At 58.3% G+C, this 17,883-nt stretch carries 16 protein-coding genes and 2 pseudogenes; 14 read left to right on the top strand and 4 right to left on the bottom strand.

Features of this window, described 5'->3' with window-relative positions; genetic code table 11:
- Positions 1-91 precede the first annotated feature (91 nt).
- From JZY08_RS26735 to JZY08_RS26720, 4 genes are all read left to right on the top strand, one after another.
- A complete protein-coding gene (locus JZY08_RS26735; protein WP_025091540.1) occupies positions 92-382 on the top strand; it encodes a type II toxin-antitoxin system RelE/ParE family toxin in 291 nt (96 codons plus the stop codon).
- Positions 383-391: 9 nt separating this feature from the next.
- On the top strand, positions 392-724 hold the full coding sequence (locus tag JZY08_RS26730) for a HigA family addiction module antitoxin (protein ID WP_216333529.1): 333 nt from the start codon (positions 392-394) through the stop codon (positions 722-724).
- Between the two features lie 62 nt (positions 725-786).
- Positions 787-2,235, top strand: coding sequence for a hypothetical protein (locus tag JZY08_RS26725; RefSeq protein WP_216333528.1), 1,449 nt, complete (start codon positions 787-789; stop codon positions 2,233-2,235).
- Positions 2,236-2,424: 189 nt separating this feature from the next.
- Positions 2,425-2,757 (top strand): hypothetical protein, encoded by a 333-nt coding sequence (locus JZY08_RS26720; protein WP_092938933.1) that lies wholly within the window; start codon positions 2,425-2,427, stop codon positions 2,755-2,757.
- Between the two features lie 8 nt (positions 2,758-2,765).
- On the opposite strand, the gene JZY08_RS26715 is transcribed toward JZY08_RS26720, so the two are convergent.
- Complete coding sequence (locus tag JZY08_RS26715; RefSeq protein ID WP_245292662.1) at positions 2,766-3,551, bottom strand: DUF6118 family protein; 786 nt, start codon at positions 3,549-3,551, stop codon at positions 2,766-2,768.
- 14 nt (positions 3,552-3,565) lie between these two features.
- Positions 3,566-4,876 (bottom strand): hypothetical protein, encoded by a 1,311-nt coding sequence (locus JZY08_RS27760; RefSeq protein WP_301183745.1) that lies wholly within the window; start codon positions 4,874-4,876, stop codon positions 3,566-3,568.
- Between the two features lie 230 nt (positions 4,877-5,106).
- Here JZY08_RS27760 and tnpB point away from each other — a divergent pair.
- The 10 genes and pseudogenes from tnpB to JZY08_RS26655 form a co-directional block, all read left to right on the top strand.
- Positions 5,107-5,289: pseudogene (gene tnpB / locus JZY08_RS27695) on the top strand (IS66 family insertion sequence element accessory protein TnpB); the annotation flags it as partial.
- Between the two features lie 220 nt (positions 5,290-5,509).
- Positions 5,510-6,319: a phosphonate ABC transporter ATP-binding protein gene (gene phnC, locus JZY08_RS26695; RefSeq protein ID WP_006473175.1), complete on the top strand. Its 810-nt coding sequence runs from the start codon at positions 5,510-5,512 to the stop codon at positions 6,317-6,319.
- A complete protein-coding gene (gene phnD / locus JZY08_RS26690; protein WP_003501103.1) occupies positions 6,316-7,164 on the top strand; it encodes a phosphate/phosphite/phosphonate ABC transporter substrate-binding protein in 849 nt (282 codons plus the stop codon). The genes phnC and phnD overlap by 4 nt, the downstream gene beginning before the upstream one ends.
- A 70-nt stretch (positions 7,165-7,234) precedes the next feature.
- Positions 7,235-8,041 carry a phosphonate ABC transporter, permease protein PhnE gene (phnE, locus tag JZY08_RS26685; RefSeq protein ID WP_006473411.1) on the top strand — a complete coding sequence of 269 codons (807 nt, stop codon included), beginning with the start codon at positions 7,235-7,237 and terminating at the stop codon, positions 8,039-8,041.
- A gap of 13 nt (positions 8,042-8,054) precedes the next feature.
- Positions 8,055-9,053 (top strand): phosphonate dehydrogenase, encoded by a 999-nt coding sequence (locus tag JZY08_RS26680; protein WP_003501101.1) that lies wholly within the window; start codon positions 8,055-8,057, stop codon positions 9,051-9,053.
- A gap of 12 nt (positions 9,054-9,065) precedes the next feature.
- The gene (locus JZY08_RS26675) at positions 9,066-9,986 is read left to right on the top strand and encodes a LysR family transcriptional regulator (protein ID WP_003501100.1); all 921 of its coding nucleotides are present in this window, start codon (positions 9,066-9,068) and stop codon (positions 9,984-9,986) included.
- 345 nt (positions 9,987-10,331) lie between these two features.
- Complete coding sequence (locus JZY08_RS26670; protein WP_024710158.1) at positions 10,332-10,928, top strand: recombinase family protein; 597 nt, start codon at positions 10,332-10,334, stop codon at positions 10,926-10,928.
- A complete protein-coding gene (locus JZY08_RS26665; protein WP_003501095.1) occupies positions 10,921-12,573 on the top strand; it encodes an IS481 family transposase in 1,653 nt (550 codons plus the stop codon). Before JZY08_RS26670 ends, JZY08_RS26665 begins: the two co-directional genes overlap by 8 nt.
- The gene (locus tag JZY08_RS26660) at positions 12,573-13,550 is read left to right on the top strand and encodes an ExeA family protein (RefSeq protein WP_024710159.1); all 978 of its coding nucleotides are present in this window, start codon (positions 12,573-12,575) and stop codon (positions 13,548-13,550) included. Before JZY08_RS26665 ends, JZY08_RS26660 begins: the two co-directional genes overlap by 1 nt.
- A 489-nt stretch (positions 13,551-14,039) precedes the next feature.
- A complete protein-coding gene (locus tag JZY08_RS26655) occupies positions 14,040-15,206 on the top strand; it encodes an IS110 family transposase (protein ID WP_072495381.1) in 1,167 nt (388 codons plus the stop codon).
- Positions 15,207-15,338: 132 nt separating this feature from the next.
- Here JZY08_RS26655 and istB read toward each other — a convergent pair whose 3' ends face one another.
- The gene (gene istB, locus JZY08_RS26650; protein ID WP_246669768.1) at positions 15,339-16,244 is read right to left on the bottom strand and encodes an IS21-like element helper ATPase IstB; all 906 of its coding nucleotides are present in this window, start codon (positions 16,242-16,244) and stop codon (positions 15,339-15,341) included.
- Positions 16,186-17,745 (bottom strand): annotated as a pseudogene (gene istA / locus JZY08_RS26645) (IS21 family transposase). Before istA ends, istB begins: the two are co-directional and overlap by 59 nt.
- Between the last annotated feature and the right edge of the window lie 138 nt (positions 17,746-17,883).

The raw sequence follows: 17,883 nt of genomic DNA, 5'->3' as shown, positions 1-17,883 counted from the left end.
TTTTTACACGTATCCTGCACCTACCCGATGAAATGACGCAAATGTATAGCGTCGCTTGACACTATACGTTTCAGCCTGATAGTGACGGCACATGAGAATCCGAAACGTGGTCCATAAGGGGTTGCGCCGATTCATCGAAGATGATGACGCCACCGGCTTGCAGGCGGCCGTAGTGCCGAAAGTCCGTCGCATCGTCACCTTCCTGCAAGATATGGAGCGGGAAGACGAGCTGCGCACGGTCCCGAGCTGGAAGGCCCATCAGCTCACCGGCGATCGAAAAGGCACCTGGAGCCTGTTCGTTACCAAGAACTGGCGGATCACGTTCCGGATCGACCAAACTGAAATCGAGATCATCGACCTCGACTATGAAGATTACCACTAGGAGGTGGCTATGAGTGCGATGCAGGGCATCCGTATGAAAAACCCCGCCCACCCCGGCGGCTTCGTCAAAAGTGAGATCATCGAGCCTCTTGGCCTTTCGGTCACGAGCGCGGCGCAAGTTCTAGGTGTTACGAGGGCGGCGTTGTCGGCCATGCTGAACGAGCGCGCGCATCTTTCCCCGGAAATGGCGCTCCGGGTCGAGAAGGCTTTCGGCGTGTCGATGGATACGCTCATGCGGATGCAGAACAGCTATGACATTGCCCAGGCCCGCAAGCGGGAAGGGGAAATCAACGTCGCGCCCTTCAAGGGTAAGCCGCTCGATCCGCAAGCGGCTCTGGTCTGATCCGACAACAATACGAATACGGCCGCGCCGAGAAGTAGCGGCAGCTAGTGAGAGGGGCGATCATGAGTGATGACGAAATATTTTCCGTCGCCAAGGAGATATCGGACAGGTTTGTTGCCGAATGGGATCGCTTGAAAGGTGATCGCGTCCCATGGCACATGTCCGAAGTGCAAGAGCGCGTTTTCTTCGAAATATTTCTGCATGTCGTCAACGCACGACATATGACGACCAACGATGTCGTAGAAGTAATAAAGGTCTATCTCCGTCATGCGGATTGGATAGGACTGCTAATTTGTGATTCCTCGCCTTCGAACGGGAATGGTTCGCATGGCCCTACTTGGGCTCTCGTTCGACCAAGAGGTCTTCTGGCAAGTTTTGGCGGCAGTCCGTTTCAGGCGATCTACGAGCCATTATATGAAATACACGGTGAAGAGGACGACCAGGATAGTGAGGAATTCTGGGATGATGACGAGCAAGACCTAACACCGGAGGAACGCAAGAAGCGGTCGAATGAGGTTGCCGAGAATTACCTCCGAAGCCACTTCGGCATTCCATATGAAGATGAGGATAACCCGGAAAACAGCTATATTACCACGCTTCCGGATGGGTTTCGAAATCCGCTCATAATTGAAGAATTCGCCAACGGCGGATCAAATCAGGACGTTATAGGCGTCTCTCGTCGTCTTCTTATGAGAGATCGAGCCGACAGTGAGCAAAATTGGCTCGAAAAACACCGTAACAATCAAGGAGTCGCTTCGAATTTCGATATTCTGACCGCTGCGGCGCTAGATTATCATCAAAAGCGGCCGCTCGTTCGGCAGCTCCGCTCATGGACTGAAGACCAGTACATCGGGGTCCAAGAAGCCGTTATGATCATGGCCGCTGTTTGGCCCGAATTCCTGGCAGGGCGGCTCACATTCGCTTCCTCTCACCACCGATCCTGGATCGTAGTTGAACAGAAGAGCGACAAACCCTTGCTCTTCGAACGTGAGAACTGGCCGATTAACACCTCGCTTTCGCGCATTCTTGCGGTGCTTTCTGGATTGCAATCTTTTCGCGGCATGACATGCCGGTTCGACCTATCGCAGGCAGGACAAGTCGTTTTTGATGGTCAGAGCGGTAAAATCTTGCGTGTGATCACAAAGGACTTTGAGCCGTCAGAAGAAGAAACCAGGAGCGCGCTCGGGCGGCTAACGCAACATCTCGTCAGCCTGGGGCACGATCATGAAGCCGTTCGCTCCTCGATATCTGATCCATCTCGGTTAGGAGAGTTGATTGATCCTGCCGGCCGCCTCTTACGCACCAATCGCTCCGATCCCGAACAGCGCCTCTTCGAAATGGCCGTCTCGATTTCAGATCGAAAACCTAGCCGGAGGAGCGCCAGCCCTATTCTAGGACAACGTACGGATGCGTTGTATAACGCGATCGGGGGAGACGGCCGCGACGACGCCTATCTTTCGGATGGTCTGTGGATATCGCCCGATGGACACCTTTCCGACAAGGGACGCTAGGCGCTGTTGCAAGCGAGCGAGACAAAACTCACCCACCTGCATTTGCAGAGGTGCAGCAACGTAAGAGAAAACCCTGTGGCTACAATTTCTTCGTCGGACAAATTTGATTCTAGTCAGGCTCAATACTGCTTGTCGTCAGATAGTTTTGTGCTTCTGAGAATAGTTCGGTTCCAAGCATCCTATACTGTTATGACAGCGACAGCCGGAGAAGACGACAGAAGTAAAGCCCCATATCCAAATCAAGAACGCCTCATCGAACATGCGGCCAGCATCTTTTCCGCATTTGGGGCGTCGGCCCGACATGCAAGCGACCTCCATGGCAGGCGCTACGTCGAATTTACTGGCTTGAGCCAAACCCAAATCGAGCAAGGAGGGCAATCCTTGGCAAATGCCCTCGGCTTGGAACTGTCGGATATGGCTGAGATATGGGCGGAGCTTTCCGATGCCGCCGACGAAGATGGGCTAGTTTACCTATCAGATGGTATGTATCTAACGGATGATGGTCAGTTAATCGAACGGTGACTTGGAGCCTAAGTGATCTCTACACTTGTTTGCCGAGTGAAAACGCCGATCATTCCGTCGCTTTCACGGTGATGGTGCAACGCTGATCCTCCGGACGTGCGCGCGGCCTCCCAACAAGCCGCTACCGAGTCCCTGTTCGCCTCAATGAGCTGGTCGGCCGACGCCACCCGCTGCCATGCTTCCGGGCTGCCGAACGCCATGAGGCTCATACCGGCCTGCCACGGCCTTTCGCCCATGACGACACTGGCGACACGCGGCGCGGCCGAGAACGGCAACAGGCGCGGAAGAAACAGCATCACGAGCGCGCCGACGATCAGGCCGAGAGCGAACGCGGCGACAAGCCACCAATTTTGTCGCTTGCGCTCCCGCGCACTGGCGACGTGCGCCGAAAGATTCCGGCCGGCGCGCTCGAGGTCGGACGCCTGCCGCTCGAGCTGTTGCACGGCCGTCCTCACCAAGCCCTCGCCGCTGCGCTCAAGCGCCGCCGCATAGTGCTGCGCGCCCTGCCGGAGAATGGGTGACTGTTCAACGCCGTGCATCCGTTGCGCAACGCTGTCGAGCGCCTGCACGAGCTGGGCGAGCTGGGGCTTGTAGTCGGCCTGCGGCTCGATCTTCTCGAACTGGTCGAAGGCGGCTTCCAGCCCGCGACGGATGACCGTCATTTCCGCGCCGATCTGCGCGCCCTGCGTCTCGATCGTGCGCCGTAGCGCGTCGAACGCGGCGGCCGGGTCGCCGGCGTCCTCGTCCAGTGTTTCCGGCTCGATACCTTCCCTGTCGTCGTCCAGCTCCGTCATGGTCACTCCCTAACCTACATTGACATGCCGATGCCCCGGCTGAGCCGCTGGCCGCGTGTCATTTCCTCTTGCAACTGATGGGCGATGCTCTGCCCCCGGCGAAGCTCCTGCCCGATTCCAAGCTCCTGACGGCGATTGCGCAGGATGGAATCTACCTGCGGGTCACGCTCAAGGCTCTTGGTCAGGCCGTTCATCTGGCTTTCGACCTTGCCCCGCGCCTCGTCGTGCTGCCAGCCGCGAAGTTTCTGGCGCTGGCCGTCCAGTTCCTGCCAGCGGTTCACGAACCGCTCGGCCCTGACATTCGGGTCTTGCAGCGCGGCGTTCTCGCGCTTCATGCCGTCGATGACCTGCGCGACACGCTCCCGGCCGGAAAGCTCGGTCATGGCGCGCGCCGTCTCCGGATCATTTTGCAGGGTCGAGCGCATCAAATCTTTCATGCCGCCCTGCACCTGGTCGAGCTGCTGGCCGGCATCGCGCATTTCCTGCCGCTGCATGTCGAGGACCGGCAAGCCCTCGCGCCGATGCTGGTCGATCGACTGATAGGCTCGCGAATAGCGGTCAACGGCCTGCTCAAGCGGCGACTGCCCCCGCGCCCGCTCGGTCAGCCGGTCGGGCGCAGGCGCCTGCCGCAAGCTCCCTTCCCTTTCCGGCCGCTCGCTGCGCTCCTGCGAGGGTGCAGGACGCGCATTGAGCTTGAGGCCGGCGAACATACCGCGCCGCTGCTTCTCGGCCTGCTGTGGCCGTTTCTGATCGATCTGCGGGCCGTCCTCGCCGGCGCGGTCCTGCTGCGGCCCCTCGGCCGCCGCGCCGCGCGCGAGTTTCAGGCCCTCGAACGGATTGCGGCGCTGCTGTCGATCGCTGGCGAGATCCTCGCGCGGATCTGCACGAAGATCCTGCGCAAGATCTCGGCCGACTTTTTGCGAGGATCTGCGATCAAGCGCATGATCCCCGGCCGTCGACTCCCGCTCCGCACGTAGCCCGGCCGCGCGCTCGGCCGGAATCTCGATCTCGCTGCGGACGCCCATTTGCTCCGCGATCCCGCGCCGCTCGGCAAAGTCACGGGTATAGTCGAGCGTGGTTTCCTTGACGCCCGACCGGGACAGGCGGCGTTCTAGCTGGCTATAGGCCAGATCGCCGGCGTCCTGAACCTTCCATGTGTTGCGGTGCGTCTGCGTCCCATCCGGCAAGGTGACGGGGGTGGAACCCTCATGCTGTAGGCCGATCTTCTCCCCGATCTCGGGCGCGGCCTCCTTCATGGCGCGCTCAAGATCGACGCCCCATAGATGTAGCGGCTTGCCAACATAAGCGCCTCTGCTCGCAAACATCGGCATTTTCTGCTCGAATTATCTGACAATGGAGCGGGCGTCGTGCTCACGCTCTTTGCCAATGTGCTCGCAAACATCCGGGTCTGCTTGCAAACATCCGCCACGTGCTCAGATTAATTGCCAGCGACGGCATGGTCAAACCGGGACGCCTGCCTGTCGTAGTTGCTCGGTCAGCTGACGGGAATATTCGGGATCAAGGGTGCCCGCCAGGAAGGCGCGGATATACGGACATGCGCTGTGGCTTTCCCTCCTTGGCGCTTCGGGTGCAGGAGGTTCTGCAGCATGATCCGTTGTCAGGGCATCTCTTCGTCTTCAGGGGCCGCAGATCGGATATTTTGAAGATCATCTGGCATGATGGTCTGGGCGCCTGCCTTTTTACCCGGCGGCTGGAGAAGGGCCGGTTTATCTGGCCGAATATGGGATAGCATCCGTCAAGGTGGTGTAGAATTGGGACCGGGCCGTCATGATCAGGCGGCTCTGGGTGAAATTTCTCCATCGCAGCTACGCGAGGAGGTAGAGCTGAGTTTAAGTGCTGTCATTGAAGTTTCACGAGCCTGATAAACGGACGTCATATGTCGCCCATAGTGATGCAAATATTCAATCGATGCACCACTAACGATCAGGATTATTGTGATGCTGGCTCTGAACGGAGTTGCCGTGACCTATGCCAACGGCACCCAAGCTTTGAAGACAACGACATTGACGTTCAACCAGGGTCAGTTCGTCGTGCTCCTCGGTAGATCCGGCGCAGGCAAATCTACCCTCATCCGGACACTCAACGGCTTGGTTGCGCCGACGTCTGGTTCGATCACTTCTAACGATATTGGTGCTCTGGATGCGGAAACTAAGCTTCGCATTCACCGAAGGCGAACTGGGATGATATTCCAGCAGCACCAACTCATAGGGCGCTTGAGCGCGCTCGACAACGTCATGACGGGCCGCCTGGGCTACCACTCTGGCTGGCGTACGTTGTTCCCTATGCCGCGTTCGGATCGAAGGCTGGGGTTGGAATGCCTTGAACGCGTAGGCCTTCTTGATAAGGCTCTCGTCAGGGCGGATCAACTATCCGGCGGTCAGCAGCAACGGGTGGGCATTGCGCGCGCGCTGGTCCAGAAGCCCCAACTGGTCCTTGCAGATGAGCCCGTTGCAAGTCTGGACCCTGAAACGGCTGTCGAGGTCCTGTCGCAGCTTCGCGAAATATGCACAGCCGACGGCATCACTGCTGTGATCAGCCTTCATCAGATCGATCTAGCTCGCCGGTTCGGCGACCGGGTCATTGCTATGCGCGACGGGGAAGTGGTTGCGGACGCCGCTGTCGACGAACTGACCGATCAAATGTGTGCGTCGATCTACCGCAGCGCCCCAAGAAATCCGACCACAACACAAGATTTGTCCAACTACGAGTATGATCAACCTTTAGCTGCCATGGAGGCCGCATTATGAAGAAGCTTCTGTCCCTCGCATTCCTCGCCGTTCTTGGCTGGAGTTCGTTGGCGCATGCTGGCTCAAATCCAGAGACATTGCGCGTCGCGTTGCTACCGGACGAGAACGCCGCCACTGTCATCAAAAACAATCGTCCTCTCGAGGAGTATCTTGAGAAGACACTCGGTCGGGAGATTGAACTGATCGTAACGACCGACTACTCGTCAATGATCGAAGCGATGCGTTTCGGCCGGCTTGAGTTGGCTTATTTCGGGCCGCTCTCTTACACGCTCGCGAAAACCAAGGCTGATATCGAGCCTTTCGCAGCACTTATGAAGGATGGCGAAACCACCTATCGCGCTGTAGTTGTCGCCAATGCAGAGGCTGGCATCGAAAGCCTTGAAGATGCAAAAGGGAAAAAGGTCGCGTTTGGGGACGTGGCTTCCACCTCAAGCCACCTTATCCCGAAATCTATGCTGCTTAAGGCCGGAGTTGAGGCTGGAAAAGACTATAGCGAGAACTTCGTAGGGTCGCATGATGCCGTGGCTATTGCAGTGCAGAATGGCAATGCTCAGATTGGCGGACTTTCGTTGCCCATCTACAATTCAATGGTCGCTCGTGGCACCATTGATCCTAAGAAAGTTATCGCCCTCGCCGAGTCCGATCCGTTCCCGCAGTACCCCTGGACCATGCGGTCGGATCTTGACACTTCGTTGAAAGAGGCGATCACCAAAGCCTTCATCGACCTTAAAGACGAAAAGGTATTGGCATCCTTCAAAGCCGATGGGTTCGCTCCGATCGATGACAAAGCCTACGACGTCGTCCGTGAGCTCGGTAAAGTGCTGAACTTGGACCTGAGTCAGTAAGGCGCGTTCGAGACAGTTTCTCACCTTTCGACGCAGGCGCTGGCCTGCGTCCTTTCTTCCAGGATATGTGATGACACAGCCGTCGGCCGACTACGACTCTATCCTTCAACATCAAAACAAAGCTTGGACCAGAGCTGGCGTGATCGCGTTGGCAATTGCGTGTGTGATCATTGTTAGCAGTTATCACTCCGGTCTTCTTGATCTGGAGCGTCTGGGATCTGGGTTTCCTGCGCTCTGGCAGCTCGGTACGGAAATGTTTCCCCCGGATTTCAACCGAGGCTTGGAGTGGATCAGCCCTCTCATCGACACTCTGGCGATGAGTATAGCTGGGACTGCGATCGCGGTACTGATATCACTTCCAGTTGGCTTTTTCGCCTCAGGGAAAACAGCACCCAACGCTGTCATCTATATGATCTCGCGTGGATTGTTGAATGGTCTACGGTCGATCCCGGAGCTGATTATGGGCATCGTCTTCGTGGCGGCAGTGGGATTTGGAGCGCTCCCAGGCGTGCTGGCTCTTGGTCTTCACTCGGTTGGCATGGTGGGCAAGTTCTTTGCGGAGGCGATCGAGCATTGCGATAATGCGCCTATAGAAGCCGCACGCGCAGCTGGTGCGTCGCCGTTCCAGATCGTGACGCGGGCGATCTTGCCACAAGTTCTACCGCAATTGGCCGATGTGACCATCTATCGGTGGGAGTACAACTTCCGCGCCTCGACAATCCTGGGCACTGTGGGAGCTGGTGGTATCGGTTTCGAGTTGATGACATCCCTCCGGATCATGAATTATCAGGAGGTTCTTGCGATCATGCTCGTTGTCCTTCTGATGGTCACCATCGTTGACCAGGTCGGCGCTCTCCTCCGCCGCCAGCTGCAATAGAAGGATAAATTAAATGCTCCCAAAGGTAGTAATCACCCATCGCGTCCACGAGGAGATTATCTCAAAGCTATCTCCCCACGCTCGTTTAGTTTGCAACGATACTGATGATACATGGCCCCGCGAGAAACTGCTCGCAGAATTGAGCGACGCCAAGGCGATGATGGCGTTCATGCCGGACATGATCGACGCGTCTGTACTCGCGCACGCTCCCGATCTTCAACTTGTGGCATGTGCGCTGAAAGGCTTCGATAACTTCGACATCGAAGCCTGCACGCAGCGTGGAGTCCACGTCACGATAGTGTCCGATCTTCTCACTGACCCGACAGCCGAACTTACAATCGGTCTGATGATTGCTCTTGGGCGGCACATTCTGCCAGGCGACAAGAGCGTCAGGAGGGATTACAAAGGTTGGCGCCCTCGGTTTTACGGCCTTGGGCTGCAGGGCACAGCAATCGGCATTTTAGGGATGGGAGCGATCGGAAAAGCTATAGCACAGCGCCTAAGTACCTTCGGCGCCATTGTGTCGTACTGGGATCGTCAATCCCTGGACAAAGCCGATGAGATCAGACTGAACGTAAAGCCTCTTGAATTTGACCAGTTGATCTCGTCGTCTACCTTTCTTGTGTGTGCACTCCCGCTTTCGGCCGAAACGAAGCATCTCCTCGGCGCTGAACAACTCGCCAAAATGCCCAAAGGAGCACTTCTTATCAATCCTGCACGCGGAAGCGTGGTTGATGAAGAGGCTGTTGTCGCTGCATTGCAGGCGGGGCGCTTGGGAGGCTACGCCGCTGATGTTTATGAGATGGAGGACTGGGCCAGACCCGACCGGCCTGACAAGGTCCACGGGGGTCTCCTCAATCGCGAACATGATTCGATCTTGACACCCCACATAGGCTCAGCAGTGGCGAAGTCGCGTTTGGCTATCGAGCACGAGGCTGCTGACAACATTATAGATTTTGTCCAAGGCCGAAGACCTCGTGCGGCAATTAACGAGGTTCAACTAATTCCTTGATTAGAGAAAGTAATGTTTAGCCTTTCGCATGTCGCAGCATTCATAGAGGTAATCGAAACTGGCAGCTTTCACGAGGCGTCGCGACGGCTTCAGATATCCCAACCGACTGTCTCACATAATGTGAAACGATTGGAGGATATACTAGGGGTGCGGCTGGTCGAGAGGAGGAAGGACAAGTGTGTGCCGACTCGGCAAGGGCTCGTATTCTTGCCATTCGCACGCAGCCTTTTGACCGTCACGAAGAGATCTCTGGACCGCCTGCACAGCGGCCGGATTACGTTGGGTGCCAGTACTAACATCGGTACCTATATTTTGCCAGTCCACTTGAAGCGTTTACAGGATGCTCAAGGCCGGCCACCTGAGGTGGCCGTTGCCTCAAATCCTGAAATCATCGAAAAGCTCTTGAGGAAGGAGATTGATCTAGCCTTTACCGAATGGTGGGACGATCGAAAAGGATATCAAGCCCGCCTTTGGCGGAAGGAAAAGCTGGTAATAATCGTATCCCCACAGCATAATTGGAGGACGCGAAAAACAATTGAAGCGGCAGAGTTATTTCAAGAGTCCCTCATTGGCGGAGAACGTGGAACCGGTACCGGATCCGTGCTCCGCGAGGCCTTCGGCCAAGCGGCAGAGCAATTCCCAATCTCATTCAATGTCGGGAGCACTGAGGCTGTGAAGCATGCAGTTCGAGCTGGTCTCGGCATTTCGATCGTGATGAGGAGCACTGTCCTCGATGAGCTCGCGTCGGGTAGGCTTTATGAGGTTTCTGTTGAGAATGTGGTTCTCGAAAAGTCTGTGTGGGCTGTACATCCCGTACATATGGAGGATGGTTCACCGGAAGCAATCGCGCTTAAGGTTATACTCGATGCGAGCGCCCCTCTGGGTGACCTAGAGCACGTCCACATTACTCGGGGTCATATCCGCAAGATTTGAAGTAGTTGGCGCATTCCTGCGGCTCGAACATGGTAACGGCCTGGCCGACCGCATCCTTTGGTATCGCCGCCTCAATTCCCGGAGTATCCCATACAAGGGGACAAGATCGGGGACCGCCCGATTTTCGATGCGTAAGGTTCCCTGCTCCATGTCGCGAATATTCGGCCGTCAGACACATAGTTGGTTTCCATGGATCGTTTGTCATAAACGAGGGTTTTTGAGCATGCCATAGCGCATGCCGTCACGCCCCTTGAATGGCGCGATGGAATCTTCTCAAAACTGTTATAGAAACGGTTGTCGCAAAATGCTATGTGTCCAACGACTTTCAAGAACATTTGGATGGCTATGCGGGTCGGGTACGCCAGGGTCAGCACGATCGATCAAAATCCGGAGCTTCAGCTTGAGGCGCTGAGACGCGCCGGTTGCGAGAAGGTGTTTACCGAGCGCGGGTCAGGCGCTCGCGATGACCGCCCGGAATTGGGCCGAATTCTCTCCGACGTGCTTCGCACTGGTGACACGCTCGTTGTCTGGAAACTCGATCGGTTGGCGCGATCGCTAAAGAAGCTCATCGCGACGGCGGAAGAGTTGGAGCGCGCGAAGATCGGGCTCGTGTCCTTGACCGAGAGCATTGATACGACGACGCCGGGCGGCATGCTGACCTTCCATGTCTTCGGTGCGATCGCCCAGTTCGAACGTGCTCTGATCCGCGAACGCACGACGGCTGGACTGGTCGAGGCGCGGCAACGTGGCCGCAAGGGTGGCCGCCCGCCCGCGATGCGCCCGGGCGATATTGCCGCGGCGCGCGCCCTGATGAAGGAAGGCAGCATACCGGTACGCAATATTGCGCAGCGCATGGGGGTTTCTGTTGCAACCCTCTATCGTCATATCGGCAAGAAGGGTGGCTCTCCCAAAACAGTGGAATCCGAGGACGTCCATGGCTGAGCGGAGAAAGCGGCCGCCCGGAGAGGCTCTTGTCGATCTTCGACGCCGATTGTCGCTGCTTTCTCCCCGTGATCCAGGCCGTACCGAGATTGTTGCTCGTGCCGCCGATGCCTACGGCATCTCGATCTGGACCCTGTATCGGGCGCTGCGGGAGTTGAACCGCCCGAAATCCGTACGGCGCGCCGATCACGGAACCTCCCGGATCGCCCCGCAGCCGGAGATGGAAACCTATGCCGAAATCATCGCGGCCCTGAAGATCAGAACGGCGAACCGGAAGGGGCGGCATATCTCCACGGCGCGCGCCATCAAGCTGCTTGAGGAAGACGGCGTGGTGACGCCCGATGGCCTGGTCCGTGCACCGCCCGGCATCTTGAAACGCGCAACGGTCGATCGGCTGCTGCGTGTTTCCGGCCTGGATTATGCGCGCGTCACCCGCCCGGTGGCTGCCGTCCGATTCCAGGCGCGGCGTTCCAACGAACTCTGGCACTTCGACATGAGCCCGTCCGACCTGAAGCAGGTGGAAGCGCCGCTTTGGGTCGAGGAAGGGCGCGGCCGGCCGACGCTGATGCTGTTCTCCGTGGTCGATGATCGCTCCGGCGCGAGCTATCAGGAATACCGCTCCGTCTACGGCGAGGACGCGGAGTCCGCCTTGCGCTTTCTCTACAATGCCTTCGCCGCCAAGCCTGAACCGGAACTGCCGCTTCAGGGGATTCCAACGACCATCCATATGGATAACGGGCCGGTGAGCCGCTCGCGCGTTTTCCAGTCCGTCATGGGTAGCCTTGGTGTCCGGGTTCTCACGCATATGCCCCCGTCGGACAGCGAGCGGCGCACGCCGGCGCGAGCGAAAGGCAAGGTCGAGCGGCCGTTTCGCACGATCAAGGAAGTGCACGAGACCCTCTATCATTTCCACAAGCCGAAGGACGAAGAGGAAGCCAACCTTTGGCTCAGGCGCGCCTTGGTCACCTACAATAACGGCGACCATCGCACAGAGTCTCATGCACGCATCGAGGATTGGCTGCGGCATCTTCCTCCTGACGGGGTGCGGGCGATGTGCTCCTGGGAGCGGTTCTGCGCCTTTGCGCGCGAACCGGAACGACGGACGGTTGCTGGAGACGCGACCGTATCGGTCGAAGGCGCATCCTATGAGGTCGAGCCCGAACTTGCCGGCGAAACGGTGACCTTGCTCTGGGGCCTGTTCGATCAGGAACTGTTCGTCGAGCATGAGGGCAAGCGCTTCGGTCCATTCCAACCTTCGCGCGGGGCGGTTCCCCTCTTTCGCTATCGCAAATACCAGAAGAGCAAGCTCGAAGAGCGGCTCGACAAGGTGGTGCGCCTGGCAGACCAACTTGGGCTCCCCCGCGCCGCGGTCACCGGCGGGGATCGTCCATTGCCTTCGCTGCCCCCGACCACGGCTGGGCTGAGTGTACGGCGGACACCGTTTCCGGAACCCGCAATAGAGACCGCTTATCCAAATGGCCTCGCAGCCCGTGGGGCCATCGCCGACCAGCTCGGCCGGCCGATCGGCGCGATGAATGCCGGTGACCGCGCCTTCATCAATGAACTGCTTGGAGAAACACTCGACAAAAAGATGATCGCGGCCCGTATCCGCGAACGCTTCCAGGCGCGAAGAAAGGAAGAATGATGCTCGCTGACGTTCAATCCAGTTACGGCCTCGACCGGCCTTTCCAAGGGGCCGGCAACTTTGAGACCGAGCATCAGCGCACGATCATCCGCGAGGTGTGTGCGGCCGTCCAGACCGGTCGGCTTGTCGTGGTCTCCGGCCTGGTCGGTTCGGGGAAAACCCACCTTTTGCGCCGCATCGAGGCCGAACTCACCAAAGCCGGCAAGGTCGCACTCGCCAAATCGCTGGCGGTCGACAAGCGGCGCACTTCGCTGCCATCGCTCATTGAAGCCCTGTTCTACGACTTGTCTCCCGGCGATCGTGCGCAGGTCAAGATCCCCAAGCAGGCCGAGCGCCGGGAGCGCGACCTGCGCGACATCATGAAAAAAGGCAAACGGCCGATCGTCCTCGTGGTCGACGAGGCCCATGACCTGCACCACAAGACCTTAACCGGCCTGAAGCGACTGATGGAGGTGGTCGCCGACGCCGGCGTGCTCCTTTCCGTACTTCTTGTCGGGCATCCCCGGTTGCGCAATGATCTGCGCCGGCCGCAAATGGAGGAGATTGGCTACCGCACGACCATTTTTGACTACGAGGGGATCGGCTCCGCGCGCCGCGACTATGTTGCCTGGCTGCTTGGCGCCTGTGCGGCCGAAGGCGTAAAGGTTGGCGAACTCCTCGAGGAAGAAGCCATCGACCTCATCGCCGAACGTTTGCGCACGCCGCTTCAGATCGAGATGCATCTCACCCTCGCATTCGAGCAGGGCTTTCGCCTCGGCGCCAAGCCGGTTACCGCCGAAATCGTCGAGCAGGTCCTGTCCCGCGCCATCGACGATCTCGAACCGACGTTGACCCGAAATGGTTACGATGCGACGGCTCTGGTCACGCACCTCAATGCTCGGCCGTCGGATATCCGCGCCTTCCTGGCGGGCACCCTTGATCCCGAATATTCCCGTCAGCTGACCGAGCAACTACGACAGGCAGGCGTCCCGGTTTGACCATGCCGTCGCTGGCAATTAATCTGAGCACGTGGCGGATGTTTGCAAGCAGACCCGGATGTTTGCGAGCACATTGGCAAAGAGCGTGAGCACGACGCCCGCTCCATTGTCAGATAATTCGAGCAGAAAATGCCGATGTTTGCGAGCAGAGGCGCTTATGTTGGCAAGCCGCTACACATAGGAAGACGCCGAGGCCAACTGCGCCCATCGCGACAGAAAGGGGAACCAGCACCTCCAACGCGGTCAAGTCACAACTCCCTGGTTGTCAATCGGCGTCGTAACGGGACCCCTTATCGGCTCCCAAAAGGGACCCCTGCCTCTAGTTGCATCGGGTCAGCGCGCGTAGGCCCGGGGCTCTCCATTTAGCGCAAGGGCCTGCGGGCGCGGGTTGTTTGTCTTTTCGGCTTTAGATCCCATGAGGAGTGAACAGCGGCCGCCGCTCTGGCAGAGTGAGGTTGCATCTAAACACTCGCTCAGGAGGAGCAGTTTATGGAACCTGCATCCATTCAACCGACCGCTGTCCGCATCGATCTTGGCGCAATTTTTGTGTCATTGGAACTGAGCCGATCGACCTGGTTGATCACTTCGTTGTCGCCAGGCAGCGGCGAGAAGATGTCGAAGCATGTAGTGGCCGGTGGCAATGTAGCCGAGTTGCTGGAACGATTTGAGCAGCTACAGCAGAAGGCGCGATTGAGAACAGGGAAATTATTTCCCATCGTAACGATCCAGGAGGCAGGATTGGACGGCTTCTGGATACACCGCGTGCTGGAGGCTCACGGCATCGAGAGTTACGTCGTCGACGCAGCTTCGATCGCGACTTCCCGTCGACGTCGGCGTGCTAAGACCGACAAGATCGATGGAGAGGCTCTGACGCGCACATTGCTCGCGTTCAAGCGCGGCGAGCCACGCGTATGTGCGATGGTCAGAGCGCCAGATCCGAGTGACGAAGATCGGCGTCGGATTTGCCGGGAACGCAAAGTTTTGATTGCTGAGCGGGTCAGGCATGTCAATCGCGTGAAGGGGCTACTCTTTACTCAAGGCGTCAGCGGCTATCAGCCGCTCCGTAAAGATCGCCGTCAGCGGCTGGAGGAGCTTCAGACTGGAGATGGGCGTGAGTTACCGAAACACTTGAAGGCTCAAATCAATCGGGAACTCGACCGTCTCGAGTTGCTGCTAGAGCAGATCGCTGCAGTGGAGAGCGAGCGTAATTCTCTTCTATCGATGGAGGACCAGCCAGCGGTTGAGGCAACCTCGCCCGCAGCGATGCTGCTGTCCTTGAAGGGTGTTGGCGCTGAATTTGCCGCCGTTCTTTGGACCGAAGCCCTGTCCCGGCATTTTGATAATAGGCGGCAGATTGCCGCCTATGCCGGTTTGACACCAACCCCATGGATGAGCGGGACCATCGACCACGAGCAGGGTGTCTCAAAGGCAGGGAACCCTCGGCTGCGCACTACGATGATCCAACTATCGTGGCTGTGGCTACGCAATCAGCCAGCATCAGCGCTCAGCCGTTGGTTTGTGGATCGGGTTCAGTCGAATGGTGGACGCTTAAAGAAAGCCGCGATAGTTGCCTTGGCGCGCAAACTCCTTATCGCACTGTGGAAATTTGTCACTGCGGGTGTTCTCATCGAGGGGGCTGTCATGAAGACCGCCTGACAACCAAAAAATTGCCGAACACACAATCTTCCAGGACTGATCACTCCTGGCGGATCCAGGTGAGCGAACCGCCTCGAAGTCGGGCTTCAAATGCCGCGCTTTAGATTGGTCCCGTTCTCCTGAGCCTTGCCGCTACGCAAGCGGGATAATGGTGCTGCCGGACAAAACGGCGACCGTATGTGAGTTTGAACCGGTGAAGGAAACGTGCCGCGTCAAGCAAGGTGGCTCAGACCATGGGTTCGATACGAAATCGAAGGGGCACGCTATGAAACGATGATTGATCTTGACGACGAAATCCTCATGTGAGCTTTGAGAGCGGTTTTTAAAGCGCCAGGATTCGTTCCCGGTTTCCACGATCTCGCAATGGTGGGTGAGCCTGTCGAGCAGAGCGGCGGTCATCTTGGCGTCGCCGAATACGGCCGGCCACTCGCCGAAGGCCAGGTTCGTCGTGACGATGATGGACGTCCGCTCGTAGAGCCTGCTGATGAGGTGGAAGAGGAGCTGGCCGCCCGCCTGGGCAAATGGGAGATAGCCCAGTTCGTCCATGATGACGAAGTCGAGCCTGGTGATGAAGTCGGCCAGCCGTCCCTGTTTGCCGCTACGTGCCTCCGTCTCGAGCCGATTGACGAGGTCGACGACGTTGAAGAAGCGGCCGCGTGCGCCATTGCGGATCAGAGCACGAGCAAGGGCGATGGACAGGTGAGACTTTCCCGTGCCGGTTCCGCCGACCAGAACGATATTGTGCTGCTCGGCGAGGAAGGCCCCGGTTGCGAGTTGGCGCACCAGGCCTTCGTTGACCGGCGTGTCGGTGAAGTCGAAGTCGTCGATGTCCTTGGCCAGCGGCAGTTTGGCGACGGTGATTTGGTATTTGATGGAGCGCGCTTGCTTCTCGGCGATCTCCGACTGAAGCAGGTCACCGACGATGCGCGGCGGTTCGTGCTGTCGCTTGATGCCGGAGGCCATGATCTCGTCATAGGCGCTACGCATGCCGAACAGCTTCAGCGTGCCCATCATGTCGAGGATTTGGGATCGTTCCATATCAGCTTGCCCTCCTCAGGCTGTCGTAACGGGCGCAGTCGGCCAGAGGCTCATGGGTCAGGCGAAGCGCATCGGGGATGGAAAGGATGGCGGCCGGCTGCGGATCACGCTTGCGGGCCAGAATGTTGATGATGACGGCGGCCGAGAACACGCCCTGATCGATCGCCTCCTGGCAGGCCGCTTCGACGGCGGGGAGCCCGTCCAGGCCCACGCATTCGAGGATCGACACCATCTGCCGGTCGCCGTCATGCATTGCCTTCAGCCGGCGGCGCACCTTCTCCATGGCGGCGGGCAAAACCCAGTCGTGGAACGGCGCACCGTTGCGCAGTGCTCCCGGTTTGCGGGTCAGGACCGGCACGTAATGCCAGGGATTATAGATCGTCTCGCCACGGCCGAAGCAGCGATCGTGTTGGCCGATTTCCACGCCATCCTGCCGGATGACGATGCGATCTGCATAGGCATGTATCTCGGCAGGGCGGCCGACTGCCGTAGACAGTACCGAGTATTTGTTGTTGTCGAAACGCACGAGGCAGGTCTTGCCGATCGAGGCCTGCACAGCGTGGAAGCCGTCGAATTTGCCGGGATAGCCGACCAGGTGCGGCCGCTCCGCATCGAACACCTCCCAGATCGTGCGCTCCGTCTGATCGACGTGCTTATGAGCGCGGGCGTAACTGATGCACTTGTCCAGCAACCAGCCATTCAGTTCATCGTAGGATTTGAAGCGCAGTCGCGGCGTGAAGAAGCGTTCGCGCACCAGATTGACCTGGTTCTCGACCTGGCCTTTCTCCCACCCCGACGCCGGCGTGCAGGCCACCGGTTCGATCAGGTAATGGCTGCACATCTGTAGGAAGCGGCGATTGTATTGCCGTTCCTTGCCGACGAAGACCGTCTCCACCGCGGTCTTCATATTATCATAGATGCCGCGCGTGCAGGCCCCGCCGAAGAAAGCGAACGCCCTGTCATGGGCGTCGAAGACCATCTCTTGCGTCTCGCGCGGATAGGCTCTCACATACATCATCCGGCTGTGGCAGAGCCGGATATGCGCAACCTTCACCGTCGTCGTCACGCCGTTCAGCACGACAATCTCGTGGCTCCAGTCGAACTGGTAGGCCTCGCCCGGCGCGTAATAGAGCGGCACATAGGCTTGCGCCGTCACGGACCCGCGCTCCTTCGCCCATGTTCGGGCGTAACGCCGGACTGTGTCGTAACCGCCCTCGTAGCCGAGGTCGCGCAAGTCCTCGAATATCCGGATCAGTGTCAGCCGTTCGCGAGAAGATTTGGCCTCATTGGCGAGGAGCATTCCATCGAGCTGACCGCGCCAGGGGCCGAGCTTCGGCTGAGGTTGACGGGTCCGTTCGTATTTGAACTCCGTCTCATCGGTGCGCAAAACCTTCCGCACCACTTTCCGCGATATGCCCAACTCCCGGCAGATCGCCTTGATCGACTTGCCCTGAACATGGGCTAGCCGCCGTATCTTCAGAATTGTTTCCACAATAAGCATCCGAACAAAAAGCCTCCGATGAAACCGGAGGCTGTTGTAACCCCATTGCAAATGGGGGTCCCGTTTGGACGCCGATCACCCCATGTGCGGGGTCCTTATTCCATGCCTAATCACATTCATGCGCTGTCCTCTGCCTTT

The sequence above is a fragment of the Rhizobium sp. X9 genome, assembly GCF_018873185.1.
GTDB lineage: Bacteria > Pseudomonadota > Alphaproteobacteria > Rhizobiales > Rhizobiaceae > Agrobacterium > Agrobacterium oryzihabitans.
Note: the sequence above shows the minus strand (reverse complement) of the source record. Positions and strands in the feature narration are given on the sequence as shown.